At 33.6% G+C, this 24,717-nt stretch carries 23 protein-coding genes and 1 tRNA gene; 9 read left to right on the plus strand and 15 right to left on the minus strand.

Going from position 1 to position 24,717, the window contains the following annotated elements:
- Positions 1–132: 132 nt before the first annotated feature.
- Positions 133–1,911 carry a DUF2207 domain-containing protein gene (locus F5ESL0246_RS05175; protein WP_122018455.1) on the minus strand — a complete coding sequence of 593 codons (1,779 nt, stop codon included), beginning with the start codon at positions 1,909–1,911 and terminating at the stop codon, positions 133–135.
- A gap of 214 nt (positions 1,912–2,125) precedes the next feature.
- On the opposite strand from F5ESL0246_RS05175, the gene F5ESL0246_RS05180 reads away from it, so the two are divergent.
- Positions 2,126–2,199, plus strand: a tRNA-Arg gene (locus tag F5ESL0246_RS05180).
- A 211-nt stretch (positions 2,200–2,410) separates the two neighbouring features.
- On the opposite strand, the gene F5ESL0246_RS05185 is transcribed toward F5ESL0246_RS05180, so the two are convergent.
- From F5ESL0246_RS05185 to dhaK, 4 genes are all read right to left on the minus strand, one after another.
- Positions 2,411–3,130, minus strand: a complete 720-nt coding sequence (locus F5ESL0246_RS05185) for an MIP/aquaporin family protein (RefSeq protein WP_122018456.1) — start codon at positions 3,128–3,130, stop codon at positions 2,411–2,413.
- Between the two features lie 73 nt (positions 3,131–3,203).
- Positions 3,204–3,575: a dihydroxyacetone kinase phosphoryl donor subunit DhaM gene (gene dhaM / locus F5ESL0246_RS05190; protein WP_122018457.1), complete on the minus strand. Its 372-nt coding sequence runs from the start codon at positions 3,573–3,575 to the stop codon at positions 3,204–3,206.
- Entirely contained in the window at positions 3,572–4,156 is a 585-nt protein-coding gene (gene dhaL, locus F5ESL0246_RS05195; protein WP_122018458.1) for a dihydroxyacetone kinase subunit DhaL, read from the minus strand. Before dhaL ends, dhaM begins: the two co-directional genes overlap by 4 nt.
- Positions 4,157–4,170: 14 nt before the next feature.
- Positions 4,171–5,166 carry a dihydroxyacetone kinase subunit DhaK gene (dhaK, locus tag F5ESL0246_RS05200; RefSeq protein ID WP_122018459.1) on the minus strand — a complete coding sequence of 332 codons (996 nt, stop codon included), beginning with the start codon at positions 5,164–5,166 and terminating at the stop codon, positions 4,171–4,173.
- Between the two features lie 456 nt (positions 5,167–5,622).
- Between dhaK and F5ESL0246_RS05205 the strand changes: the two genes are divergently transcribed.
- From F5ESL0246_RS05205 to F5ESL0246_RS05220, 4 genes are all read left to right on the plus strand, one after another.
- On the plus strand, positions 5,623–6,660 hold the full coding sequence (locus F5ESL0246_RS05205) for a PTS transporter subunit IIC (protein WP_122018460.1): 1,038 nt from the start codon (positions 5,623–5,625) through the stop codon (positions 6,658–6,660).
- A 135-nt stretch (positions 6,661–6,795) separates the two neighbouring features.
- A complete protein-coding gene (locus F5ESL0246_RS05210; protein WP_122018461.1) occupies positions 6,796–7,164 on the plus strand; it encodes an arsenate reductase family protein in 369 nt (122 codons plus the stop codon).
- A gap of 79 nt (positions 7,165–7,243) precedes the next feature.
- Positions 7,244–9,646, plus strand: coding sequence for a Xaa-Pro dipeptidyl-peptidase (locus tag F5ESL0246_RS05215; protein ID WP_122018462.1), 2,403 nt, complete (start codon positions 7,244–7,246; stop codon positions 9,644–9,646).
- A 208-nt stretch (positions 9,647–9,854) separates the two neighbouring features.
- Positions 9,855–10,466 (plus strand): DUF1700 domain-containing protein, encoded by a 612-nt coding sequence (locus F5ESL0246_RS05220; RefSeq protein WP_122018463.1) that lies wholly within the window; start codon positions 9,855–9,857, stop codon positions 10,464–10,466.
- Positions 10,467–10,554: 88 nt separating this feature from the next.
- On the opposite strand, the gene F5ESL0246_RS05225 is transcribed toward F5ESL0246_RS05220, so the two are convergent.
- The gene (locus F5ESL0246_RS05225) at positions 10,555–11,370 is read right to left on the minus strand and encodes a DUF4097 family beta strand repeat-containing protein (protein ID WP_122018464.1); all 816 of its coding nucleotides are present in this window, start codon (positions 11,368–11,370) and stop codon (positions 10,555–10,557) included.
- Positions 11,371–11,532: 162 nt separating this feature from the next.
- Positions 11,533–12,573, minus strand: coding sequence for a C39 family peptidase (locus F5ESL0246_RS05230; protein WP_122018465.1), 1,041 nt, complete (start codon positions 12,571–12,573; stop codon positions 11,533–11,535).
- A gap of 221 nt (positions 12,574–12,794) precedes the next feature.
- Between F5ESL0246_RS05230 and F5ESL0246_RS05235 the strand changes: the two genes are divergently transcribed.
- The 4 genes from F5ESL0246_RS05235 to F5ESL0246_RS05255 all read left to right on the plus strand — a co-directional run bounded on the left by F5ESL0246_RS05235 (position 12,795) and on the right by F5ESL0246_RS05255 (position 17,848).
- Entirely contained in the window at positions 12,795–13,430 is a 636-nt protein-coding gene (locus F5ESL0246_RS05235) for a hypothetical protein (RefSeq protein WP_122018466.1), read from the plus strand.
- A 449-nt stretch (positions 13,431–13,879) separates the two neighbouring features.
- On the plus strand, positions 13,880–14,467 hold the full coding sequence (locus F5ESL0246_RS05240) for an endonuclease III domain-containing protein (protein ID WP_122018573.1): 588 nt from the start codon (positions 13,880–13,882) through the stop codon (positions 14,465–14,467).
- A complete protein-coding gene (locus F5ESL0246_RS05245) occupies positions 14,457–15,608 on the plus strand; it encodes an MFS transporter (RefSeq protein WP_122018467.1) in 1,152 nt (383 codons plus the stop codon). Before F5ESL0246_RS05240 ends, F5ESL0246_RS05245 begins: the two co-directional genes overlap by 11 nt.
- Positions 15,609–16,579: 971 nt before the next feature.
- On the plus strand, positions 16,580–17,848 hold the full coding sequence (locus tag F5ESL0246_RS05255; protein WP_122018469.1) for an SLAP domain-containing protein: 1,269 nt from the start codon (positions 16,580–16,582) through the stop codon (positions 17,846–17,848).
- 589 nt (positions 17,849–18,437) lie between these two features.
- On the opposite strand, the gene F5ESL0246_RS05260 is transcribed toward F5ESL0246_RS05255, so the two are convergent.
- The 8 genes from F5ESL0246_RS05260 to F5ESL0246_RS05290 all read right to left on the minus strand — a co-directional run bounded on the left by F5ESL0246_RS05260 (position 18,438) and on the right by F5ESL0246_RS05290 (position 24,673).
- Positions 18,438–18,944 carry a GNAT family N-acetyltransferase gene (locus F5ESL0246_RS05260; RefSeq protein WP_122018470.1) on the minus strand — a complete coding sequence of 169 codons (507 nt, stop codon included), beginning with the start codon at positions 18,942–18,944 and terminating at the stop codon, positions 18,438–18,440.
- Between the two features lie 483 nt (positions 18,945–19,427).
- The gene (locus tag F5ESL0246_RS05265; RefSeq protein WP_233551598.1) at positions 19,428–20,195 is read right to left on the minus strand and encodes an ABC transporter permease; all 768 of its coding nucleotides are present in this window, start codon (positions 20,193–20,195) and stop codon (positions 19,428–19,430) included.
- A 19-nt stretch (positions 20,196–20,214) separates the two neighbouring features.
- Positions 20,215–20,970, minus strand: coding sequence for an ABC transporter permease (locus F5ESL0246_RS05270; protein ID WP_122018472.1), 756 nt, complete (start codon positions 20,968–20,970; stop codon positions 20,215–20,217).
- Positions 20,960–21,847 (minus strand): ABC transporter ATP-binding protein, encoded by an 888-nt coding sequence (locus F5ESL0246_RS05275; RefSeq protein WP_122018574.1) that lies wholly within the window; start codon positions 21,845–21,847, stop codon positions 20,960–20,962. Before F5ESL0246_RS05275 ends, F5ESL0246_RS05270 begins: the two co-directional genes overlap by 11 nt.
- Before the next feature lie 706 nt (positions 21,848–22,553).
- Positions 22,554–22,724, minus strand: coding sequence for a hypothetical protein (locus tag F5ESL0246_RS08250; protein ID WP_158592495.1), 171 nt, complete (start codon positions 22,722–22,724; stop codon positions 22,554–22,556).
- A gap of 135 nt (positions 22,725–22,859) precedes the next feature.
- Positions 22,860–23,165: a nucleoside triphosphate pyrophosphohydrolase gene (locus F5ESL0246_RS05280; protein ID WP_122018473.1), complete on the minus strand. Its 306-nt coding sequence runs from the start codon at positions 23,163–23,165 to the stop codon at positions 22,860–22,862.
- Between the two features lie 127 nt (positions 23,166–23,292).
- Positions 23,293–24,033 (minus strand): ABC transporter permease, encoded by a 741-nt coding sequence (locus tag F5ESL0246_RS05285; protein ID WP_122018474.1) that lies wholly within the window; start codon positions 24,031–24,033, stop codon positions 23,293–23,295.
- Positions 24,026–24,673, minus strand: a complete 648-nt coding sequence (locus F5ESL0246_RS05290; protein ID WP_158593157.1) for a hypothetical protein — start codon at positions 24,671–24,673, stop codon at positions 24,026–24,028. The genes F5ESL0246_RS05285 and F5ESL0246_RS05290 overlap by 8 nt, the downstream gene beginning before the upstream one ends.
- Positions 24,674–24,717 lie beyond the last annotated feature (44 nt).

Genomic DNA, 24,717 nt, shown 5'->3' on the forward strand with positions numbered 1-24,717 from the left:
AATTGATTAAAATTATGTTATGCTTAAAAGCAACAAAAAAGCGTTCACTCATTTAAATGATTTAAACGCTTTAAAAATTGATTTTATTAATTTTAATGGCAATATTGGATTAAAAGAGTTTATAGTATCTCGTTAGAAGGCACCACCGCCGGAGCCACCACCAAAGCCACCCGATGAACCGCCTGAAAAGCCTCCAGATGACCCAATTGTTGATGATCTAGAGCTAGCTCCGGCACCCTTAACAAAGCTTGTTGAGAAGCTTTCCGCAAAACTGTTTTTACCAGAACTATAAAATGGACCATAGAGATAGAAATTACTTTGCGCCAACTCCTCTTTATTAAATTCTAAATTCATTTCTTTTAACACCTTTTTAGCTAAATCAAAACTAACGGCGTAAGGCATAATATCTTCCCAAAGAAGCAGATCCCCGACATTGCGCATTTTAAACTGTCCGATATCACTTAACATATGTTTAAAGCCACGTACTTGATTGGTTTTTTCAGCACCAAGCCTGGAATAAATTGAAATGCGCCAATTGGCAACTAATAGTCCGATACCTGTTCCAAATAAGAGAGCTATGATTACGAGTATAAAATTAATATTACTTATGTTAGAAGCAAAATATGCAGAACAGCAACTAATAATAGTTAGAACAATAATAACTGCTTGATTAACTTTTTTTCGATTTATCAGCTTTTTAGAAATTAAACCCTTTTTTTGAACTTGTCGATATCTTTGTTGCGCCCACTGATCAAAATATTTACCAATTTTGGTACCATGATATTTACGAATTTGCTCAGTAGTCACCGTTTTTCCGTCACCGACAATTTCAAACAATCCACCTAACAACTTATCTTGCTTAGTTATCTGCTCATCTAAACAGCTAATGCGATAGCACGTTTTTCTGCCAGCTTGATAATCAGTAATTTTCAGCTTGTGTTTACTAGTTAACTGCATTAAATAGGCAGTAAAAGCTTTGACGTCAGGTTTACGAGCTTTGTCTAATATTTGTGCACTTACAGGATCAACATCTGGAATTTCATAATTATGTGGCAAGGAACGCATTTTTTTCGGCTTAACTCCTTGACGCTTAACGCAAAATCCTCTTAAAAGTGCTACTAATCCAGTAAAAATACTGATTAAAGTTAATCCCCAACTGGCGTAACGTTTATTACGTCGCTGGCGATTAGCTGCCTGTGCTAATTCTTTTTCTTGCTTAAGCACAGCTGAGCGATGTTTTTGGTGGATCACTTTTTTGTTATCAGGAGTAATGCTTAGTGGAAAAATCGTATGAACTTCAACACCAGTTTTGCCAGCAAGGTTATCGACTGTCATCACAATTCGTCCGGTCTGTGGTGATACCTTAATATAGCCATTAAGAGGGCCATGTGCCCATGCTTTTAGCCCCTTTACAGGTTTTGAAAAGATAATACTAGCTTTAACATGGTTTAAATTTGTATCCCAATTATTACCAATTATCATAAAGTTCAGTTCTGCCACATCTTCATAATTAGTAACGGCACGCGTAATCTTATAATGATAAGTTACAGTTATTTTTTCATTGTCACTAATTCGATGATAAACTTTAAAACGATATCCTTGAGCGGTTTTTTGTAAATCGAATAAATGATCAGTAAGATTAAGACCACGGTCATCGCGGACTTTTACTTGTGGCTCGACAATTTTTTGATCAGGTTTCAAGTTTTGTTGATAAAAAACACCGTGGGCCGCATCATCAAACTGATAGACTATCTTGCGGGTCATTGTGATTGACCCATCACGGTTGACTGTAGCCACAGCAGTATTATTTTCAATATCATAATTAATATCCGCTTTAACTTTTTGTCCGAGCGAACACCCTAAAACCAATACGCTTAAGAATGTCAACAGTAGTAATAATTTGCGTTTCATCGTTACTCCTTTCAAGGAACATTATTTTAATTATTATACATGCTTATTAATAAAATGAAATAAAATTATTGCTTTAATTTAGACTAGTTAAACCAATAACTTCCTGTCAATTTAAAAATCGAGTAAAAAGTTAATTATCATAAAATTTATGTTGCAATTGCCCAAACTTTTCTCTATAATAGTTAATGTTCTTGTGACAGATAACAAAAACGATGGTCTGGTAGCTCAGCTGGATAGAGCAACGGTCTTCTAAACCGTGGGTCGTGAGTTCGAATCTCACCCGGATCATTTTCAAATAGTTTTAAAAAGCCTTGAAGAGCAGGAACTAATGTTCTCAAGGCTTTTTCTAATCAAAGATATTGCTGGTACTAACAATCAAAAAAACTTCGACCGAGTCGGAGTTTTTTTGATTTATTGTTTAGTTTTATAGCACAAAAATGGCCGATAAACCCGATTTTCAAAGTCAAGTTTATCAGCCATTATCGATATTTTAAACTTCTTAGCCAACTAGCTTAAATAATAAAGAAGCTACTAATCCACCCACAATTGGACCAACAATTGGTACCCAACTATAAGTCCAGTCGGAACCACCTTTATTAGCAATTGGCATTAATTGGTGAGCTAATCTAGGGCCTAAGTCACGAGCAGGATTAATTGCGTATCCAGTAGGACCACCAAGAGATAAGCCAACTGCTGCAATTAACAAACCAACAATCACAGGATTAAATCCAGAATTAATATTTGTCTTAGTGAAAGCCAATAACCCAAACACAAAGACGAAAGTCCCCATCATTTCTGTAAAAAAATTCCAAAAATAGTTACGAATAGCAGGAATTGTACAAAATGAACCTAAAATGGCATCTTGGTCGGTAGTTGCTGCCCAATGTGGGAAATATGTTAGCCAAACTAATATTCCTCCTACGAAGCCGCCAGCTACTTGTGCAATAATATACGGAAGAACGGATGACCATGCAAGCTTACCGGAAACTGCCATTGCAATTGTTACAGCCGGATTAAAATGACCCGGGCTTAACCAACTAACCATATAAATTCCAAATGTAACGGCTAACCCCCAACCTAAAGCAACTGCTACCCAACCGGCACCATTAGCCTTAGATTTCCTTAAATTTACGGCAGCGCAAACACCGTCACCTAACAAAACGATAGAGGCAGTTCCAATAAACTCGCCTACAAGTTGCATCATTAAACTATCTTGCATAATATTCCCTTTTCTATTCAAATTCACTTAATTATAGATAAGCCGGTATTAAATAACAAACATTATGCTTGGGTTAGTCTTTGATTAAGAGTGGCTTTAATTGCTTTTCAATCTCATCTAACTGAACACCTGCCTGAATCAAGCTAGCTGCTGTGTAGGCTCCCTCAATCAAAGCAGCATCATAGAGGTGAACTTTCTTATTAGTCATCTCAATAGCCATTTCCAAATTCATCTTGGCACTACCTAAATCATAAAAAGCCAAAATTTCTTCCGCCTGGTTAGTCGAAAATGCTGTCAAGATTTTTTCCATACTTGTACCAACATTATCATCATTTGTTCCACCAGCAACAGTAATTGAAACATCAGCAGCTACTTGTTTGAGTAATTTTTTTAAGCCCGTTGCTACTTCTGGAACATGCGACACAATAGTAATTCCTAACTTCATAAAATACCTTCAGTTTCTAGTAAGGCTGAGAACAAATAACCACTTGACTGCGAACCTGGATCAATATGTCCGATAGCACGCTCCCCCAAATAGGATGCGCGTCCCTTTTTAGCAACCATATCTTTTGTTGCAACAACAGCGTTATTAATTTTTTCCTGCGTTAATGAATGATTTTTAATTTCTGGAATAACAGCATCCCAAACATCGACCATTGTTTTATCACCAGGTTTTGCGCCACCTCGCTTTTCAATTCCCGCCAAAGCTGCGGTAAGCAATTCTGCCAAATCATTAGAACTGGTGCTTTTTTTAGCCATTTCCAAAAATGCTGTTCCATATAGTGGACCTGAAGCACCACCAACCGTTGAAATAAGAGCCATCGCAATTGTTTTTAATGCTTGTGTTAGGTCTTTTGGTTCATCTTTTAGTTTATCTATGACTGCTTTCATCCCCCGATCCATATTAAAGCCGTGGTCGCCATCGCCGATTGGAGTATCCAAATCACTTAATAACTGTTTGTTTATTGCAATCTTTTTGGCGAAATCGTTCATCCAATTTGTTAAATTTGTCACTGTTAATGTCATTCTGTTTCTCCTCACTACCATCCAATAGTCGCAACTGGTTCGTTAAGGTAATCTAGCCATTTTTTATTTTGCAATTCAAACATGGTTAATGAGACACCTGCCATATCGATTGAAGTCATATAATTGCCCACTTTCATAAATACAGGTTCAATCTTCATTTCCGTAAGCTTATTTAATAAATCGTTACTGAAAATATATTGTTCCATTAATGGCGTTGCTCCCATACCGTTTATTAAAACTGCATATTTTTTATTGCCATCAAAATTCATTTCTTGATCAAGTTTAGTTACCATTTCTTCGACTAAATTCTGCGAAGATTTTATTTTTTCTCGACGATAACCGGGTTCAGAGTGAATTCCGACACCATATTCAATTTCATCATCCTTTAAGACGAATCCCGGCTTTCCAGTTTCCGGATTAGTAGCTGCTGACAAGGCCACGGCAATCGTTTTAATGTTCGGCAAAATTTGCTCAGCCAGTTCAGCAATCTCATCTAATGAAGCCCCTGATTGAGCTGCCGCACCCAAAATTTTATGAACAAAAATTGTCCCTGCAACTCCTCTACGACCTTGAGTATAAGTGCTATTTTCAACGGCAATATCATCATCAACTACAATTGACTTGACTTCAATGTCATCCATTGCCGCCATGTCCTTTGCCATATCAAAATTCATCACATCACCAGAGTAATTTTTAATGACTAAAAAAACACCTTTTCCGTGATTCGCTACTTTAATTGCTTGATAAATTTGATCGGGAGTTGGAGAAGTAAAAACTTGACCACAAACCGCAGCGGTAAGCATACCCTTACCTACAAAACCTGCATGAGCCGGTTCGTGACCAGAACCACCCCCACTGACAATTCCAACTTTGTCTGCCATTGAGTCCTGATCTGCTCTAACTACTGCTTCAGTACCTGAAATTTGTTTGACAAATTGTGGATATGAACGCACGAGTCCAGACACCATTTCTGAAACCACATTTGCTGGGTCATTGATAATTTTTTTCATTAGTTATGCTTCCTTTTTATTGATTTTAGTCTTTCATAACATTCAACTGATTATAACATTTAAGGTAAACGGTTGCACAAAATGCAGTTTAATCATTATTTATCTTTAAGCCGCCTATATTGCAATATAAACCTCAAACTAATTACTGTAACACTATAAATATTTAACTTATTTATAATGTTTTGCTTGCTTTTAGGTGAAAGCTCTAGTATGATATTGATTAAATATTTATGAGAGGTATGATTATGATGCAGAAAATTCAAATCTATCTACCACAAATTAATATTTATTTTTGGTATTTCGGCCTTTGGGTCTGAATACCTTGTTTGTCATTGTCTTGGCACACAGGGCAAATTTACGTAGGTAACTGTGTGTTTAGACTTAAGTACTTTCTCCTTAAGAATGCTCATGCGGTTGCCATTGACCGTGTGAGTTTTTATTTTTAGGAGAAATTGAATGAAAACATTAAAAAAAATCACCTTGGATACCCTGAATGGTTTATCAACTGGGATTGTGGTCGCATTAATTCCGGGAGCCTTAATTGGTCAGCTTATTAAAGCTCTCTTACCGTTCTGGCCTAATTTAAGTTTTATTTTAGCACTCACAGCGTTTGCCTCAGCCTTATTGCCAGCTATTAGTGCCGTTTGTGTCGGAATGACTGGTAAGTTAACTCCGATTCAGACTTCATCTATTGCATTGGCTGCGGTCGCTGGAGCTGGGAATTTTACAATGAAGGACGGTAAAATTCTAGTAATGGGCAACGGTGATGTGATTAATACCGCCATCACAATTATGATTGCTTATGCATTAGTTCTGTTTTTGGGTCAAAAACTTAAGGCCTATACCATTTTGTTAGTTCCCTTATTGGTTTTATTAATTGCAGGAGGAATTGGCTGTCTGACTCTTGGACCAGTTGGTCAAATTACCCGATTAATTGGTTTAGGAGTTGAACATTTAATTAATTTACAACCAATTTTAATGGGGATTTTAATAGGAATAGTATTTGCATTGTTAATTGTTTCGCCAATTTCTTCAGTTGGGATTGCAACGGCAATTAATATTTCTGGAATTGCCGCAGGTTCTGCTAATCTTGGAATTACGGCTGCAGCTTTTGCATTAGCAATTTTTGGTTGGAAAGCTAACTCATTTGGAACCTCAATTGCCCACTTTTTAGGTTCCCCCAAGATGCAGATGGCAAATTTACTTACCAATCCCAAATTGCTAATACCAATTAGTATTAACGCTGGAATATTGGGTGGTATTGGTGCTGTTTTTAATATTAGTGGGACGCCAATGAGTGCAGGTTTCGGATTTTCAGGATTGATTGGACCAATTGCCGCTATGTCAAAAAGACCTAATAATTTTGGTTCGATTACTCTAATTACCATTCTCTTTTTTGTATTGCCAATCGCACTCGGATTAATTACCAACTATCTTTGTAATAATAAATTGCACTTCTTTAGTAGCCAAGATTTCAAACTTGATTTCAAATAGTATTGAAATATTAAAAAGCAACTTTACTTACTATGTAAGAGAGCGGTTGCTTTTTAGTTATAATAGCATTCTTAATTATAGTTAGCACTGTCTCTGATATAATCAAATGAAGCTAATACAAAAAGAGGTATAAAAATGATTAAGTTTTATGGTTACAAGCGTTGTTCAACATCGCGTAGTGCACAAAAATGGTTAACTGACCATCATGTCAAAATCGACTTTCAAGACTTGGTTGAACAGCCACCAACCAAAAATGAGCTGATTAAATGGCTAACTAAGTACCAAGATCGCGGTTTAAAGTATTTCTTCAATACACACGGTCAAGATTATCGGCGACTGCAACTTAAGGATAAAGTTAGTGCGATGTCGATTTCGGAAGCCGCCGAGATGATGTCCCAAAATGGTAAATTAATTAAACGTCCGCTTGTAGTTAGCAAGCAGAATTTAACATGTGGATTTAATGAAGATCTTTATCAAAAGACTTGGCTAAATGAGCAGGCATGATTGCCTGCTTTTATTTTGAAATGCTTCTTTCATAACTTAATTAGAACATGTAAAATAGATAAATAAAAAGGAGAATTATATGAAATATAATCAATACGCTTATGTTGAAACTGACTATGAAACTCAAATTAAAGAACTTCTTAAAATCAAATTCTTGCCAGCAAATTTTGAACAACTAACTTTCAGTGAACTACTGACTATGATGGTTGAAAATGTTTTAGCCGAGGTTAATCCACATGATGAAGACGCACGAAAAGCTAAATTAACTGAATTTGCCGTATCGAGTAGCCAAACCTTGACAGATTTTCTAACTAATAAGCCGGAAAAAATCTCAGTTGAGCAATTTTACAACGTCGCTTTACAACTATTGGGCTATCACGTTCAGTACGATTATGATTTAGATAATCCTTTAAAGTTTATGCAAAAAAATGCCCTGCCAATCGTAAACCAGATAGAAAATTGTTCTGAATTAATTGAAGCCTTTTATCGTCTTTTGAACACTCGTGCCAAAAATGGTCAGCTCCTGATTGATGTCATGGCTGGAAAGGGATATTTTTATGACCGCCGAAATGAATTACCCAAAAACGAATTTGTTTTATTCAATGGCAAAAGTCAACCAGTATTTGATACCAGCAAAGTCATCCGGGAAGTAGTCTACGTTGAATGTGACCTTGACACAGACGGTGATGGGCAAACTGACTTATTGCAAACTACTATTTTTAGACCTATTGAAAGTGCTCAATTACCTGTCCCTGCGCTTTATACTGCCGATCCTTATTTTGGCGGTGTAATTGCTAATGAAAAGCGTAATCACAATGTTGATGAAAATTTGACTGATGCGACTAGCTGGCATAATCCACAATATGAACCAGCCATGCGACTTAAAGCGTCAAAGCCATCTGATAATAGTGCAGAAGTAGCAACTTCCTCCGAACGAGCATTAAATAAAGCACCATACACTTTAAATGAATATATGCTAGCTCGCGGCTTTGCCAGTGTCGTAGCCGGAGCGATTGGCACTCGTGGCAGCGACGGCTTACGCATTACAGGAGCTCCTGAAGAAACTGAAAGTGCCAAAGCAATTATCGAATGGTTGCATGGCGATCGGATTGCTTATACTGACCGCACTAGAAAGCACGAAACCAAGGCCGATTGGTGTAATGGCAATATTGGAATGACAGGAAGATCATATCTAGGGACTTTACAAATTGCACTTGCTACAACAGGTGTAGCTGGGTTAAAAACTGTCGTTTCTGAAGCTGCCATTTCTTCTTGGTATGACTATTATCGCGAACATGGTTTAGTTATTGCTCCTGAGGCTTGTCAAGGAGAAGACTTAGATATGCTAGCCGAGACCTGTCAGTCTAATCTCTGGGATGCCGGTGCCTATCTCAAAATTAAACCAAAATATGACGCAATGCAGAAAAAACTTTTAGAAAAAGCCGATCGTACAACTGGGCAATATTCTAACTTTTGGGATGCCCGCAATTACCGTCATCATACTGATCAAATTAAATGTTCATGGATTAGTGTGCACGGCTTAAATGACTGGAACGTTAAGCCCAAAAATGTTTATAAAATCTGGCAAAAAGTCAAAAATTTACCAATTGAACATCACCTCTTTTTACATCAAGGACCACACTACAATATGAATAACTTGGTTTCAATTGATTTTACTGACTTGATGAATTTATGGTTTGTTCATGAATTGCTAGGTATTGAAAATCATGCGTATGCAAAATGGCCACAGGTAATGATTCAAGACAACTTAGAAGCTGACAAGTGGCACGAAGAACAAGACTGGAGCAATGACTGCGGCCATGAATCAATTTATTATCCAACCGACGATGGTCAACTACAAAAAGATGGCAATGGCCAAAAGCAACTTGCTTTTACCGATGTCGGAGGGCAAGAATTTAAAAAGGCTAAAATCTCTGAAAGAGATTGGCAAAACCAATTTATTAGCGGTGACGAAAAGTGGGCTAAAGCTAGCCTGCGTTTTACAACTGAAGAGTTTATTCACCCGGTGACCATAGTTGGTCGGCCAACAGTAAAAATGCGAGTTTCATCTAGTCTTAATAAAGGACAATTATCAGTTGCACTCGTAGAATTGGGCGACCGCAAACGATTATCTCCTACTCCCCGCTTTATTATGCCTAAAGGTCAAGAATTAGGCTATCGTTTTGGAACCGATACCTTGCAAGAATTTATGCCCGATAAAGTAACGCCAGCTAAATTAATCACTAAGGGGCACATGAACTTGCAAAATTATGCTGATTTGAAAAAGCCAAGTGCAATTGAACCTAATCAGTTTTATGACTTAGAATTTCAATTGCAACCAACTTACTACAAATTACCAGTTCAAAGTCGCTTATGTCTAATAATTTATTCAACTGATCAAGGCATGACCAAACGACCACTTGAAGACACAACTTACACAGTCGATTTAATACAAACTGAAATTCGGTTTAATCAACAATAATATAAGATAATACTAGACATAATTAGTTTTTTTAATAACCATTAGTTCAGAAGAGCTAATGGTTATTTTTGATATCCTACATGCTTTTGTCAAACTCTCAAGTAAATTATTTTAAATTTTTTCTTTAAATCCCAATGGTATTTGATATATAATATTGGAGATGATAAATTATATCTAAATATTGCTTGATAGATATTAGGAGAGAAAAATGAATGATACAATTAATGATTATATTTCTGAATTAGAACATTATTTATCAGATATCCCAGCGAAAGAACGTCAAGATGTTGTCGAATTTTACCGGGAGTTTTTATTAGATGGCGATTTCGTGAGAAGATCCACGATAGAAAGTGAACTAGGAACTCCGAAACAATTAGCTCGCAAAATATTAGCTGATTATTCCATTTCAGATATCCCAAAAGATAATCAACATGAAACAAATTCAAATTTAAAAAGAATATGGTATATTCTTATGGGATTATTTGCTGCTCCAATTGGCATACCACTATTATTTATACTTTTCATAATCTGTGCCGTTTGCTTCGCATTTTTGATAGCCTTTATAGCAGTAGTCATTGCTTTTATTGTTGTCTTTGGTACTATATTGATTAAATCGATCGCTCTATTATTTACCAGCAATTGGGCAATCGGCTGCTTTCATCTTGGACGTATCATAATTGGTGTTGGACTTGTATTTATTCTATCTCCTTTAATGGCAAAATTTGTTAATATGTTAATTACAAAACTGACTATATTTATGCGTTATTTAGGAAAAAAGCTTTTTACCAAACGTTATTACACTACTAAATCTAGTGATTAAAATAATTTTATTCATTTTCTAAACTTAAAAGGCTATACTAAAATTTGACATTTAAGTATAGCCTTTTAATGATTATAATTTTGATAAATTAAGCGATATTTATGTCTCCATCTCGGCAAACAACTTTAAGTTTGGGCAAGCTGGGATCGATATGTGTGTAATGAAGTGATTTAGTTTTTCCCTTATAAGAAATCTTACTATCTGAATTAACATAAAAGTCAGAAGAAATTTCTTGTAAGCTAGTCATATTAAAATCACCATCTTGCATTTTGAAATAACTATCTCCTGTAATTTCAGAATTAGCTATCTTAGCGTCGCCATCTTGTAAAGAAGCGTTTATTTTAAATTTGCTATTTAAAATTTTTAAATCTCCCGAGTCCAAAAAGAGTTGAGCATTTCTAGTATTTATTTCTTTTAGAACTAAATCCCCTGTATCTTGTTTTAAATCTATTTGGGGAATATTTAAGTCATTCAATAAAATATCGCCATCAGAACTTGACCCTGAAACTTCTTTTAAAGCATTTATTTGAGGAACGGTAATCACAATATCACAATCATCATAGGATGGATCATTTTTATCCGTTATAAATAATTCCTTGTTTTTTACCTTTGCTTCAATATTTTTAATATTTGAACCACTTATCTTTACTTGATATTTTTTACCTAAAGTAACTCTGACATCTGACTGAAAAGCAGAAAATTTAACTTTAGTAAAACTAGCTGTATTAATCGTTTGATAGTGATAATCACTTTTCTTTTTACGATGAGATCCATTATTAATACCAGTAAAAAAGCCAGAATGAACATCGCTGATACTTTTATTGCCATGATTTATCTTACCAACAACTAGTAAAATTATTCCTATAAATATTATCACTCCACAAATTTTATAGAATTTTTTCATAAAATCTCCTCTTTTCTATCTTAAAATCATTTTTATATATATTATATTATATATAGTATTGTATCTTAGAAAAAACACTTTAGCAATAAGCAATTTTTACTTATTGTAATAGCAAAAATGTCTACAGAATAATTTTCTCTGTAGACATTTTTATTAATATAATTATTTTACAGTTAAGGCATTGTTGCCGCCCTTGTAGGCAAATTCACTTTTTACGCTACTTGCCTTTACCCAAGAAATCGGCCCTAAATCATACTTATTCCGACCACCGCCGCCTTTATAAAAACGTTTAGCTTGATAAAGCGGATCATGAACTAAAAATTGATCGCTCTTTTTACTGTAGCCGAAAATAACTTTAGCATGATTTCTTGCGCCCGTACCATTATATGAAGAATAACCATAATAGAGAACCGGATGATTTGCCAATACTAGTTGTTTCAAGTTATTCATTGAGATTCCCGATATGTCTTTGATCTTTTTGTCTCCCAATTGATGAGCATAATTCATTAAACAATATGAAAGAATAACTCTAGTAAAACCTTTACCAGTATATGGATCTCCATCTTGGCCACCAGTTGCTTTATTTCGTGGTAAATTATTTTGCATGTAAGTTAATTTAGCCGTATCAGTTGCGCCAGAAACCTTGTTCCATGTGCCATCATACTTCATTAACATTGATAGTGCACTAGAAGCACACCCCCATGGAGCAAATACTGGGAAATATTGGCTTGTGTAGTATTGCTGGGACTTGGGACTATTCTTAAGAACGTTATAGCGGGTATGTTTCAAAACATATTTAATTACATTTTTTGAATTAACCCATTGCTTCTTACCAACATAATAATAAGTTGAATTTCCATTCTTAATCATAGTATAAGTTTTTAAAGTAGTGCCATTTTTAATTACTTTACCATTACGTTTAAATTGGTTCGTATTATTTCTTGTATAAAGATGAATAGACTTATTTGGTAAATATGAAACAACCAGATAACTATTCTTGGTCAGTGGAGTTTGGTTAAGACTATTCCCGTTTGACTTATTAGCAGTAGTTGTTTTTTCTAAATTGGTTCCCTTACTATTTGGTGAGAGAGCTGAAGTATTATGAAAATTAACATTATCAGCATGAACGTTAGCTACTTGAGTGGTAGTAAACACTCCTATTGCCAATAACCCTAATATTGATTTTTTCCAAAATTTGTTCATTTACTCTTCTCCTTTTTCAATAATTTATATACCAGTATAACAATTATTTAACAAAAAATCATAATACTATTTAAAAAATCAACTTGACTGTGTCAGGTTTTCATTATAGAGCTGTAGCATTTTATAAAAAACAACTTAAAAATATATAATACTTTTTACCGGAGTATAATATATTATATAATATAAAAATTATTTCATTTAAAGAATGGATGGTATTAAAAATGAAAATGAATTTACAAAATGCTACTAAAGTTGCTTTAACATCACTACTTTTATGTACACCCGCTTTAATAACTTCCCCAGCGATTAGTGTTTCTGCTACTACATCTTCGCATAAACCAAACTGGCATACCGATAAAAGTTGGTCCAAAAAGCTAGCTAATGCTGGATATGTATTTAAATTACCGTATGCGCAAAAGGGAGCATTATATAAAAATAATGGAACATCCTATAGCAAAAAAACTCTGCAAAAAATAATCAACCAAAATATACTTTTCAAAGTTAAAAATGTTAAAGTAATTCATAATGGTGTATTTGTCAGTCTTGTATCAAAAGATGGTAAGTACAAGGGCTATACTGTGTATGTAAATGGTATTTACAATAAAAATTTGCTTAATGAAAATCTACAACCACTAATCAAGGCGGAATTAAATGTAATGCACGCAAAAGATAATGGAAAATCAACAAAAAAGTTATTAAGTCAAGCAGAGGCTTTAGCTACTGGATTGACTGGCCAAAACAGAAAAATTGCGTTGACGTCAATTAAGCAATTAAAGCAATTCATTGAACATGGAACAATGGATGAAACACCAGTGCTATTAATTGGAAAGTATCCAGGTGATTTATTAAATGAATAATAATTATAGTAAAGTAATCATAAATTAAAAGTGATGAAACTAAAATAATAAAACCTCGAAATTAAAGCAATTTCGAGGTTTTATTATTGAATTCTTTCAACTTTGAAATATTTATAGTATTAATTAACAGGTTTAAGTAATTATTTTATTGATATTAAATAGCCATTAGTTGTCCATATTGGACTTACCAAATTTACAATATCCCTATTTATTTAATTCTTGATAAATAAATGAATTCTCTGCTTAAACTGTTCAATTAAGTGATTTTTGCCATCTTGATGTGTGTCAACCCGTTATATACTGATTCAAACCTATTTCACCTATTGATTTCCAAGCTAATATTTCCTTTATTTTTTATTTTTGTTACAATACAACAAGTAAACATAAATTGTAATCGTTTTCTTAAAAGGGATGTGATATACATAAATTACTATCAAGTATTCAATGATATGATTACAATATATGGAAGGCAATATTGGTGGCCTTCGGATAGTGATTGGGAAACCTTAGTTGGAGCAATTTTAGTACAAAATACTAATTGGAAAAATGCAGAAAAATCACTTGCCAATTTGAGAGAGAAAACCGGCTTTAAACCTGATATATTGCTTAATGTTAATTTAGAAGTGTTAAAAAAATTAATCAAACCAAGTGGATTTTACAATGCTAAAGCAAAAACTATAAAAAATTCTTTACTTTTTTTTGAATCGTTTGGATTTGATATTAACAAAATGAAAAAAACGTTATCTCCAAAAACCTTAAAAACAAGTCTAATGAATATAAAAGGTATTGGGAATGAAACCTCTGACGTTATATTGCTATATATTTTTGATCAGCCAATATTTATTATCGACAAGTATGCTAGGAGAATGATTTCTAGATTAGAAGGTAGAGATGTAAGCAAATTTAAATACCAAGTATTAAAGGAATACATGGAAAGCAATTTACAAAGATTAACATATAAAGATTTTCAGGAATATCATGCTCTAATCGATGACTACAGCGAAGAATACTTAAGGAGACTGAAAAATGAAAAGTAAGAATTTATTACTAATTAGTAAAGTACTCAATGAAACTGGCGATTGGTTTTACTATTTCGTTATTGTTCTTATTGTTTTTTCGGTTTCACATGACCCGATTTATTTAGGCTTATTATCTGCATCATATACTTTACCTAATCTTATTTTTAGCAACCTAATTTCAAATATTTCTTCAAAGTTTAACTCAAAAAAATTAATTATATTTACCGAAATGTTGCGATTTATCTTACTTGTATTAATGTTCTTAGCCACTAATGTTGTCCTTCTGCTTTTGTTAGTTTTTAGTGAGCAAATGCTTGCCATTGCGAGTGATTTAAACTATCAAAATTTAGTAGTTAATGTAGTCAAAGGTAAAACGGCTCTAAAACTTTTTAACAAAAATACGAACACCTGGTCGTCAGTTGCCAGATTACTGGTTATACCCACTTATACGATACTAACCAAAATCATTAGCAATCGGGAGGTTTTACTACTTGATGCAGTTCTTACTATAGTTTCTGGAATATTGATTCTCCCTATTAGTTACATACGTAATTTACAAAAGGAGCATAAGGCTCCACATATAGAAAAAAAGAAAACTTTTACCTTTAATAAAAGCATATGCTTAATATTACTTGTTGGGGTTTTAAATTTAGTAATCGGTTTCTCTGATTCATATGCAATTTCATACATTAATTTAAATAACAATAAGCTAGGGATAGGCTACTCTGTATTTGTTTTTTTAATGACTTTAGCTGAATTTGTAGCTAGTATACTTTCTAAAAAATTTGATGACGTAATAGAAAAAGACTTTACTGGCAAAGTTCTATCACTGTGTTCATTAATTATTTTTGTGTTTTTAGTTGCCGCCTCTTTATTTCATAACGTTGCATTCTTTATATTTTCGATGGCAGCAAGTAGAATGATTTACATGTGGATTAAACTATTTTCTTTATATTCATACCAAGATCGAAACAAAGATCATATAATGGATTATGTGGCATTACAAAATGTTGTAATGGGCTGTTTTTTAGTCTTTAATTCTTCAATTGGCTCAATTTTAATCAAATTATCCAATATTTATATATATATGATATTTATAAGTTTACTGATTTTTACAACTACATTGATCTTTAAATCTCTATATAAAAGGACCAATTAATATGAAATACTCAGTTATCAAAGGATTTCCAACAAATATACAGACTCCAACAATCAATTATATATTTTATATTCAGAACTTTTTAAAAATTATTTTTATAAAATGTGTATTTATCGTAAGTAAGCAAAAGACCCGCAAAAGCTGGCTTTTTATTTTCCCTTTACGAGAAGTCAGCCAACTTTCCAAGATGGTGCACATAATGTACTTATTCATTTTACCGGAATTGGCAATCATGGTTTACTTAAGCTATTAAGGTAGTATGTTTAACATGCAACATGACGTGCAAAGCAAGTTCAGTCACTTGCAAGACAGCTGAGTGATCCTCAAAAGGATTGCTTTCTTGTTTCTTTTAAAAAAGTGTATTCAAAATGGGATTTTACCAAGCTATCTACTTACCTTTGGGAAGTGATAGCAGTCCTTCCCTTATGCTCTTCACTAAAAGTTTGTGAAAAATAGGCGAATTTAATTTATTCATATAGCAATTTTACTTTTAAATAGTTAAAATGATTTGAACGCATTAAGCAACATCTCAACTAACAGCAAGAACACCACAGATCTCAATCTGACTATCACAATTATTATCTACAACATAACCAAAACAAAGTTTTGAATAGTTAAGGTCACCATTAGTATACTAGACCACGTCCTGCTTAATTCCCAGCTATTCCTTGATCCGCTCCTCCAATACTAAGCCTAATCACTACCGCTATACCCTCCAGTGGGACCACACCACACTCCATAAAGGATACTTAGCTGCAACAGCTGTCCAGTCTTTTGATAGACATAGTCTAACCATTGTTCAACATTAACAGTAGTCCATTTATAAAGAGCAGTTGCTTCATAATCAAGTATTGGAATTGCTTGACCAACATAAGGCTTGAATGCTTGGAGAAAACAGTTATTGTTTAAACTTAGTTTGCTATTGAACTATAATGGGTATAATTATTATTTCTATTTATGAGGTGAAATACATGAAATTAAGTAAAAAAATCTTGCTTGGATCTATTGCTGGTATTTTAATTTTGGGGGCTGGATTCTCGGCGTCACAACAACTTAAATCTACCCCTATTACTGCAGCAACAACATCTAACAATAACACTCTAAAATTAATTCACGGTGCCTATGTCTATAATAAAAAAGGTAGGCGTCTTAAAAAATATTGTGGCAGTTGGTCTAACACTCACTTACGCAAGGGAACCAATGTACAATATTCCGGCACAGTCCAACCAATTGAAAAAGACAGCAAACAATACTATCTACTAAATGATGACAACTACAATCAATCATGGTTGCCTTATAAAAAAATCAAGGGTAAATATTATTACAGCATTGGTCATGGCGGTTACATTAATGCAGCTAACGTTAACGAAATTGACGGTCAACCACTTTATGTGGCAAATGCTACTGTTACTCTTAAGCCCGCAAATATTCATACTGGTTTAACTGGGGGATATATTGGATCAGGAACGAGCAGAACTTTAGTTAAACCTGGTCAGAAATTGAAAGTTGATTGTATTACTAAAATTCCAGATGGTAATTCAAGGTCAAAAGTTTACCGTATAGCTGGTACGACTGACGCTTTTATTTATATTGGAAATATAAAAACTCAACCTAGACAAAAATTAGCAACTTACACGATGTATACTTATGTTGGTTTAAAGCAAAATAGTAATACTTACAATATTGCAACAATTCTTAATCCAAAAACTACTAATAAAAATGTTACTCTTGCAAAAGATGAAGATATTCCCGTAATCAGAGAAATTTATGTTTGGGTACCTAACGACAATAAAGCAGAATTATTTTATCGTTTAAATTATTACACTCCTGAAGCTACAAGTGATTTTCATAAAACAATTGCTAATCAACTGTTTTATATTAAAGCAGCTGATACAATGTACTTATCGGGTCCACAATTAACACCAGCAAATACCCCTGAAGAAGCTCGCACAGACGCCAAAGTTGCAACAGCAGCTGACAAACAGGATTTACAAAAATTACTTGATCAAGCAAAAACAATTACAGCTAGTGCTAACTATAAAAATGAACTTTATGTAAATACTTATAAAGCTCGTTATGATGAAGCTTTAAAACAAGCTAAAACCGTCAATTCTTCAACTTCCGCAAGTATTACTGAAGTTAAAGAAGCCGTTTGGTATTTAACTACACAACAGCAAGCTTTATTGAACGCTTCAAAATCTGGCAATGGAGTTATTGAAGACACTATGCCTGTCAACTAAAGTTTAAGCGAAATTAGGTCATCTGACCTAATTTTTTTACGCATTATTCACAATCTCGAGATCATATTATCTTGTTTTAAAATTTAATCTTATATTTGAAAGGAGCAAAAATATGAATGTTATTACTAACCCAGATGTATCATTAAAAACAGTTTTAAAGACTGGTGGCAGCACACGCGTATATTCGAAATTTAATGGTAATTTTGTTAAATACCCAAGAAAAAGCAGCTAGTAGCTGCTTTTTCTATCTATACCGCTTGCAACTTCCGATAATGTCTATTATCGGAAATAAGCAAAAAAGCCCGCAGAACTAGGTAAAAAATAAGTTTGTAAAATTGGATCAATAAAAAAACAGCCTAAGTTTTTCTTAAGCTGCATTGCGCACTGAGCATCCCAAAAGACCGCTTTTCCCTGTACTACTTGAGCAATTTATCGAGTATGGCAATTACGATTCATGATTTCAAAACTAATAGCCGGACCTTAACCTTATAAAATCAAGCAATATAGCAAGCCAGTATCTCTTTGGTTATTCAAAGTATCTTTTATCATAACAATCCATACGGTTGCTATTATTGATATTGAATAGCCATTAGTTGTCCATATTGGACTTGCCCAATTTACAATCCTCCATTTTTTTAATTAAGTTAATAAATTCATATACGCCATCGTTTGATTTTTGCATTTTAGAATCTTCTTTTTTAAATCCTGCTTTCTGATAAACTTTAATTGCACGTTTATTGAAGCTAGCCACTGACAGAAGAATCATTTTATAATTGAAATTTTTTTGTACAAATGCTTCGATTTCTTTTACAAAACTTAACCCTAACCCTTGTCCAGTTAAATCTGGTCTCAATCCTAAACCAATTTCCACCTTTTCCTCTGACAATCTTTCTAAGCAAAAATACCCCACAAGTTCATCTTTATCATCTAAAACCTGATAATACTTATTTCCTCGTAACTTTGAAGTAGTTATTTCTTCAAAATCTTCGGGATCATTTTCCATATCATAAAAATCATACTGTCCACTATAATGCCATTTTCTAGCAATCTGGTCTGCATTTGCTTGAGTTAGTTGTGTTATTTTTTTATATTTCATCTTTATTATCTTATACTTCTTGATGTAAATTTTATTTAAAATTAATAATTTAATAATATTTAAACATTATTATATGGGGTTGTCAAATATAATAAAAACAATTAGTATAACAAAAGCCTAAACAGCCGTAAACACAACTAATATTTCGTTAAAAGTGACATTTTAATAAATCTTAGTTCTAGCAACTGTTCTAACCAAGCAATTTTCTAAGTTACGGAGGGTTAAATTTAGACCCAAATTTGCTAGTTTGACACCTTGATCAGCTATATCACAAGCTATCAAGTTTTTCGTTGTAATAAGAGCTTAATTAGGGCAAATTGCTCTCTATCATGGTTACGTCTATCGCTATAATGTTCAAATGACTTAGTAACGTTATCCATTAAAACTAGGTCGTCAGGTAATTCTTTCTGTTCAAATAACAAACACTAACACTTTATATTTAGCTTGAAAAACAAAGAAATCATTACTTGCATATAGTGTCTTCTAATATCGTTTTTTACGGAAGATCAGATAACCTAGAATAAAGAAAATGATAATGTAACACACTGACCCGATAAGGATTTGATTATTATTCAGGTGAGTTGTTTCAACATACATTGAGTAATTACCGAACTGGCGAGTTAAATTAAGCATATTTAATGGATTCCATTTCATCACATTGACAAACTTATTTGAGTTTAACAGGTTACTAGAAACAGTTTGCCCCATGAACACTAGCAAGAAGCTGATAGTAACTACAATGGCATTATTATTAATTAAACAAGACAGTAAGAAAACGACCGTTATGACTAACATTGTCGTCACTAAATCAATTACGAATCCTGTAAGCATGTTTTCCCAAATTGACTGACCATACAAATAGGTCATTGTCCACACTGCTGAAGTTCGAAACAGCGTATAATGCAAAAAAGCGGTATAAACTAATGCCAGTAAGTGCAAAAAGACATCATACAGAAACAGTACAATGTACTTTGCTAAATAAACATAGATCTTATTAGTGGCTTTATATAACAGAGTTAAGATGGCATTATTCTGAAATTCCATCGAGAAAGTCGTAGCACCTATCACAACCAGTATAAACATAATCCAATCAGGTGCATCAAAACACAGTACCAATAACAGTTTGTTTTCTTCACCACTCAGAGCATAGCCTGCCAAGATCATTAATACTAATAAAATTATAGGAGCAATCCAAGCTATTTTTTTGTGACGTAACTTATAAAATTCTTGTTTGATACTATAAAACATCATTTATTCTCCATCTTATAATTTAAACCCGTCGATTTTTGAACAGGTAATAGCCTATAATCGCAAACAAAATACCATAAATCAGCGTAGCCACAATCAACTGCATGTTAGTCAAATTTGATTTAAGAATAATTGAACTTCTGGTCAACTGCTGGGAAATAAAAATCATATTAAGCGGGTTCCACTTAATAATCGTAACTAGCGATGGCAGAGACGACATCAGGCCAGCTGAAAGACTGGCGCCAAAAAAAGCTAGAGCTAAGCCAACACAGATTACTACTGCATTGATTTTAACAAGCATGGTCAACATGAAGGATAACCCAATGATGAAAACAGAGTAGATTACTTCACCAAACATATTAAGCATAAGAGCGTCTCTCAATGTATGTGCATGAAAAGTTGCGCCCCAACTAAATTCACCAGGCACCAAAAGCCAATTCAATATAAAAGTGAATAGAACAGCACTAATTGTCAGTATAAAGCCATAAACAAAAACGACAATAAACTTGGCCAGATAGCTCTTGAGTTTGCTTGAATTTTTGTAGATTAGCATAATAATCGTATTATTACTGTACTCCATGGCAAAAAATGCAGATCCCACGGCAATCAGGATAATTGGTATCCATTCGACTGATCCAAAACCAAATGCCAACGTATTCTTGGTAATGTTCGTTGTTAGAGCACTGTAGACCATCAAAACAAGCATGGTCACCACTCCATACATTGCAACCTTTTGGTGGTAAAACTTATAGAACTCTCCTTTAAGACTAACGCCCATCTTCCTTACCTCTTTCTCGGTCCAGAATGTTAACGACAAGTTCCTCAAAGTTGGCTTCTAATGGCAGTATTTCTTGCAAGTGGATGTTATTTTTCAAAAGCACATCCTGAATAGCAAAAATGTTTTTTTGATCTACGACTAAGAAATTATCCTTGAGAGTAAACGGAATCTTTTCTTTCTGCAGCACCGGCATTGCTCGATTATTATCTTCCGTGAGCACTTTGTATTTTTGTTTACTAGTCTTATTAAATTCCTCAATTGGTTGGTTAACAATAATTTTACCTGAAGTTATTAGTACCACTTGAGTCATAATCTTTTGCAGTTCACTTAAAATATGACTCGAAATAAGAAAAGCTGTTCCTTGATCGGCGTAACGTTTAATTAACTTGCGCACGCCAATAGTGGCTTCAATATCTAGGCCATTCATTGGTTCATCTAAAATTACTAGCTGAGGGTGATTAAGTAAAGCGATTGCAATCCCTAATTTCTGTTTCATGCCTAAGGAATAACCCTTGGCTTTATTATTAATATAAGAATCCATCTGCAAAGTTGAAACCAATTGAGTTAGATCTCTTTTATTACGGGCATATAATTCTAGATTCTGTCTTCCCGTTAAAAATGGATAGATAGCTGGATGCTCGATCAAAGCGCCAACTCTTTCTAAAGCCCTATGACTAGTCTCAGTGACTGGACGCTTACCAACGGTGATACTACCGGTAAACTTCGTCAAACCTAAAACGCTTTTCATGATCGTGGTTTTCCCTGCTCCATTTGGCCCAATTAGTCCGACTATTTCACCTGCTTTGATCTTTAAAGAAACATTTTTTATAATTTTAACTTTTCCTATATAAGTATCCACATTATTGATTTCAAGTATTCTTTCATTGACTTGGTTCATTTTTCAACTGATCCTTTAAAATAACTTAAATTCATTTTACATTATAAATCGTTATACTGTAATACAGATATAATATACTGGAACAAAGTAATATGCAACTTGCTTTTAAGAAATATAGAAAACAAAAGAACAAATAAATACCAATTAATATGAAATATTTAATTTATAGGATTTTCCTATTTAGGAATATAATTTTTAGTTACTGGACTAGTTTTCTTACCATACTCATGTTAAGAAATAGTAAGTGAGCCAATTCTGCTCTCAACTTTGTCAGCTTGTTACTAAAATTTTGGGTTTAGCTGAACTTGCCTTGGCTACATATATTTTTACCTTTATAATAAAATTTCCGATAAAAAATAAGTCCTGAAAATTAAGTAATTTTCAGGACTTATCTAATAATTAATATATTTTATGTGTTGGAGCCTTATCTACTACAAATGAGAAGCGAGATAAAAGGATTAATCATTTTGAAATCACCATTTACAGTTTGGAATGTACTATTGCCTAACATTTGAGAGTTTTTAATTTTAACATCACCGTTATTCAAAAATGCTTTTGTCTTAAATTTACTGTTAATAACAAAATGTCTAACTTTTTATTTTCAAATATATATTTGTTCCATATTAATTGGAATTAAATTATCCTAAATATCCAATTCCTGCAACTGCAAAAAGTTGTTTAACTTTCAAAACTTACCTAAAAATAGTGGCAATAACTGTTTCCAATATTCAAAACCAAAAATAATATTAAGCATTTGCCTAGTTTTATATGGTAAACTTGCCGATATTTTTGGTAAAAATATAAAAAACAATGAAACTATAATTCCCCAAAGAGCTCTGCTCACTTTGCCAATCATATTTGCATCCTCCTCTATTAAGTAAACATTTTTACTTATTAAATTGATAACCTAATTTATATAGATACAATTTGATTATCTTTTATACAGCTTTACAATTCATCGAATCGTGGTGAAAACCTCAAAGGAAACCGTTCAGCCAAATTTTTTAGCTTCCATCTCAATAAATTCTGTAAAGCCGCCCTTTTCTGCTCGTTTTTGGGCAACTACCTTTAAAAAATGTTCTTGGTCAATCCCCTTAAAGTCTAAATAAGCTCTTAAAACTTCATAAACATCACCAAGCTCTTCAACCAAGTTGGTTTCACTGGTTGCATTAACTACTTCGCTAGTTTCTTCCACTAATTTTTTCTTTAAAGCTGGCTCAATTTCGTCATGTGTTAGGTAACGATAACTAGCCTCTTTAGCAAATTCAGGTATTTTATCTCTAACTAATTTTTTCATTTTAAATTCTTTTCTAAAATCATAAAGACAATAGTTTTTATGATACTATAATGAATTCCTACTTTTTTTGTAAAATATCAAAAACTATGAAGTTTACTGCAATACATTCAAAAACTTCTCTACTTCATTATTCTGCCTTTTCTTGCCAATGGTTAAAGTAGCGTATTATCATCCAACTTAAGATGATGGTTAACAAAACGGGTACAACATAAGTCAATGCAGCTACTTTTTGGTAAGCAAGCGGAATGTTAGGCAGCCAAAAGACGGTCAAACGGCTTTGCCATGCCCAAGGAATGATTGGCCAAATAAAATCAAATAAGGAAGTTGTAGCCAACATTGCAATTACTGAGCCAAAGAAGCCTAAAACTAAACTACCACCAACGTTCCACTTCATTGCAGTCACTTCAGCAAGCTCATACTGCAAAAAGCCTAAAAGCGCCATGGCAATGCTAGTAAGCAATAATTTAATAAAAGAAATGCCAACCACTTTGAAACCAAAAGTCAAGATTAGATAATAAATTAAATTCGTGCCGATAATTTCAATTACGTACAGCAGCCAGTAATAAAACAATTGCCCCGCTATTATTTTGCCTCTGCTGATCGGTTCGGTTAGCCAATTTTTAAAGTCCCCCGCCTTCTTCTCTCGATCATAGACTAGGCACACGACAATGCTAATCACAAGCGGCGAAGCAAGTGCTAAAAAAGTATTAAATATATTAATCATATTTTCTGAACTGGATAGATTTTTACGACTGCCATAATACCAGCCAAAGATAATAGGGAGGAAAATTAAAGCAATTAGATGTAGGTAGAGCAGCATGCTGCGCCGTAGTTTGACATTTTCCGCACCACAAATTTGTTTAAGCATTTTTTATCACCTGCTTTTGAAATGAATAAGATGCCAAATAACTGAAAATAATAAATAAGCCAATTGAAGCAAAAATAGTCCAAGAAGAATTAGGTACAACTTCACTAATTTTTATGGGAGTGCCATTAATATGTAATTTGATCAGTGCCACTGGAAAAAGATCTGACCAACTATATGGCAAAACTTGGCCCCAAGAAAAGGTAGTTACACAATATATGCCAATCATAGAACCGATAAAGGCTAGCCCAACAGTAACGTAGAGGTTAGATATTCTGCTTAACCACGTATAAAGGGGGATTTCCCAGATAGTTGTTAAAAAAAGTCCCCCGACTGCTGTTAGGCAGGGCATAATTCCAACCCTAACCGGACTAATCAGACCGGTTAACAGCAGAAAAACGCCTAAAACCAGACTAACAACAAGTGACAGCAGCACACCATGCAAGATTCTTCCTAATTCATAAGCAAACAAATTAGTGGGAGAACTTAAAATTATTTTATACTCCGTACTATTTTTTTCATGACGATCAATCAGACCAATAATCAAGGCTAAATATAAATTAAGCCAGAGAAAGCTCCACTGATTAATCGTACTTTCAAGCACATAACCAGTAGAATCAAAAAAAAGAATGGTGAAAACCATAACCAAAAGGGGAAAAAGCACTGTTATAGGTCTAATAATTGTTC

The organism is Lactobacillus sp. ESL0246, assembly GCF_003692965.1.
Classification (GTDB): domain Bacteria; phylum Bacillota; class Bacilli; order Lactobacillales; family Lactobacillaceae; genus Lactobacillus.

Excerpts from the sequence above, each read along its gene's own strand:
- F5ESL0246_RS05215 (WP_122018462.1), top strand. The coding sequence starts at position 7,244 with ATGAAATATAATCAATACGCTTATGTTGAAACTGACTATGAAACTCAA.
- dhaK (WP_122018459.1), bottom strand. The coding sequence starts at position 5,166 with ATGAAAAAAATTATCAATGACCCAGCAAATGTGGTTTCAGAAATGGTG.
- F5ESL0246_RS08250 (WP_158592495.1), bottom strand. The coding sequence starts at position 22,724 with ATGATTGGCAAAGTGAGCAGAGCTCTTTGGGGAATTATAGTTTCATTG.
- F5ESL0246_RS05225 (WP_122018464.1), bottom strand. The coding sequence starts at position 11,370 with ATGAAAAAATTCTATAAAATTTGTGGAGTGATAATATTTATAGGAATA.
- F5ESL0246_RS05265 (WP_233551598.1), bottom strand. The coding sequence starts at position 20,195 with ATGATGTTTTATAGTATCAAACAAGAATTTTATAAGTTACGTCACAAA.
- F5ESL0246_RS05185 (WP_122018456.1), bottom strand. The coding sequence starts at position 3,130 with ATGCAAGATAGTTTAATGATGCAACTTGTAGGCGAGTTTATTGGAACT.
- F5ESL0246_RS05175 (WP_122018455.1), bottom strand. The coding sequence starts at position 1,911 with ATGAAACGCAAATTATTACTACTGTTGACATTCTTAAGCGTATTGGTT.
- F5ESL0246_RS05260 (WP_122018470.1), bottom strand. The coding sequence starts at position 18,944 with ATGAAATATAAAAAAATAACACAACTAACTCAAGCAAATGCAGACCAG.
- F5ESL0246_RS05290 (WP_158593157.1), bottom strand. The coding sequence starts at position 24,673 with ATGGTTTTCACCATTCTTTTTTTTGATTCTACTGGTTATGTGCTTGAA.
- F5ESL0246_RS05230 (WP_122018465.1), bottom strand. The coding sequence starts at position 12,573 with ATGAACAAATTTTGGAAAAAATCAATATTAGGGTTATTGGCAATAGGA.
- F5ESL0246_RS05245 (WP_122018467.1), top strand. The coding sequence starts at position 14,457 with ATGAAAAGTAAGAATTTATTACTAATTAGTAAAGTACTCAATGAAACT.
- F5ESL0246_RS05210 (WP_122018461.1), top strand. The coding sequence starts at position 6,796 with ATGATTAAGTTTTATGGTTACAAGCGTTGTTCAACATCGCGTAGTGCA.
- F5ESL0246_RS05255 (WP_122018469.1), top strand. The coding sequence starts at position 16,580 with ATGAAATTAAGTAAAAAAATCTTGCTTGGATCTATTGCTGGTATTTTA.
- F5ESL0246_RS05240 (WP_122018573.1), top strand. The coding sequence starts at position 13,880 with ATGATTACAATATATGGAAGGCAATATTGGTGGCCTTCGGATAGTGAT.
- F5ESL0246_RS05220 (WP_122018463.1), top strand. The coding sequence starts at position 9,855 with ATGAATGATACAATTAATGATTATATTTCTGAATTAGAACATTATTTA.
- dhaL (WP_122018458.1), bottom strand. The coding sequence starts at position 4,156 with ATGACATTAACAGTGACAAATTTAACAAATTGGATGAACGATTTCGCC.
- F5ESL0246_RS05280 (WP_122018473.1), bottom strand. The coding sequence starts at position 23,165 with ATGAAAAAATTAGTTAGAGATAAAATACCTGAATTTGCTAAAGAGGCT.
- F5ESL0246_RS05205 (WP_122018460.1), top strand. The coding sequence starts at position 5,623 with ATGAAAACATTAAAAAAAATCACCTTGGATACCCTGAATGGTTTATCA.
- F5ESL0246_RS05235 (WP_122018466.1), top strand. The coding sequence starts at position 12,795 with ATGAAAATGAATTTACAAAATGCTACTAAAGTTGCTTTAACATCACTA.
- F5ESL0246_RS05270 (WP_122018472.1), bottom strand. The coding sequence starts at position 20,970 with ATGGGCGTTAGTCTTAAAGGAGAGTTCTATAAGTTTTACCACCAAAAG.
- F5ESL0246_RS05285 (WP_122018474.1), bottom strand. The coding sequence starts at position 24,033 with ATGCTTAAACAAATTTGTGGTGCGGAAAATGTCAAACTACGGCGCAGC.
- dhaM (WP_122018457.1), bottom strand. The coding sequence starts at position 3,575 with ATGAAGTTAGGAATTACTATTGTGTCGCATGTTCCAGAAGTAGCAACG.